Origin of the sequence: Listeria grandensis FSL F6-0971 (assembly GCF_000525835.1) — a bacterium.
GTDB lineage: Bacteria > Bacillota > Bacilli > Lactobacillales > Listeriaceae > Listeria_A > Listeria_A grandensis.
In genome coordinates this window covers 1-1124 of record NZ_AODD01000057.1, presented here as the reverse complement: position 1 = coordinate 1124, position 1124 = coordinate 1, and the positions used below count along the sequence as shown (strand labels likewise).

At 43.9% G+C, this 1124-nt stretch carries 1 protein-coding gene; it reads right to left on the bottom strand.

Going from position 1 to position 1124, the window contains the following annotated elements; genetic code table 11:
* Positions 1-202: 202 nt before the first annotated feature.
* On the bottom strand, positions 203-1124 hold a 922-nt coding region (locus tag PGRAN_RS16905), incomplete at its 5' end, for an immunoglobulin-like domain-containing protein (protein ID WP_036068577.1).

Here is a 1124-nt window from a genome sequence, read left to right as displayed (position 1 = left end):
TGGTTTTTTCGTATCTGTGGCCGCTTTCTTCGTTTCCTCTTTCGTATCTGTATTCGCCGAACAAGCACCTAAAACCGTTAGGGCAGCTATACTGCCAGCAATGATTATTTTTTTCATCAGATATCTCCTTCATTCTATAAAATAGGTTATTCCTGCAAGAGAAATCTTGCAGGAATAACGAACTATGCTTCTATTAAATCGATTATTGTACTATTATCGTACTGTCATCTAATTCGGTATGGTCCAAGCTGAAGCCCGTTAACGTCACACGATCTCCCGCTGTTAGTCCAAGATTACCAACATAATATGTGAAAGTACCGTTCGGATTGAAATCACCACCCCACATACCAACAACACCGTTCACAGTGATACGTCCTCGTGCGATATCGCCAGTAAAGGTTCCTGTTAGATTCGCATCACCTGCTGTATAACTATTTAATGTAATCGTTCCCTGGATGTTTGGATTCACACGCACATTTGTTTGATTTAATTCGCGATCATTTGCGTCCATCGCAACTAATGTCACAGTATCTCTTGCTTGAATGACTCCTGCACGAACGAAGTACGAGAAGGTACCATTCTGTCTGAAATCACCACCACCAGGCGTGACGACATTTCCATTGACAATTAAACGCGCGCTTGTTACATCGCCTGTATATGTTCCGGTAATGTGAGTATCTCCCACTCGATAGTCGGCAGGTGTGATCGTTCCTTGGGTATTTGCAATACGTACTGGTTTTCGATCAAGTTCTCTACCGTTTGGAGCATCAAGTGCTACGAGCTCTACGCTATCACCTGCTCGGATTGTTCCTGCTCGAACGAAGAACCTGAAGGTGCCATTCTGATTGAAATCCCCACCAGCAGGCGTAACGATATTTCCATTGACAATTAAACGTGCACTTGTTACATCGCCTGTATACGTTCCAGTAATGTTAGTATCTTCTACTCGATAATCCGCTGGTGTAATCGTTCCTTGGGTATTTGCAATACGTACTGGTTTTCGATCAAGTTCTCTACCGTTTGGAGCATCAAGTGCGATGAGCTCTACGCTATCACTTGCTCGGATCGTTCCTGCTCGAACGAAATACGTGAAGGTGCCATTCTGTCTGAAATCCCCACCAGCA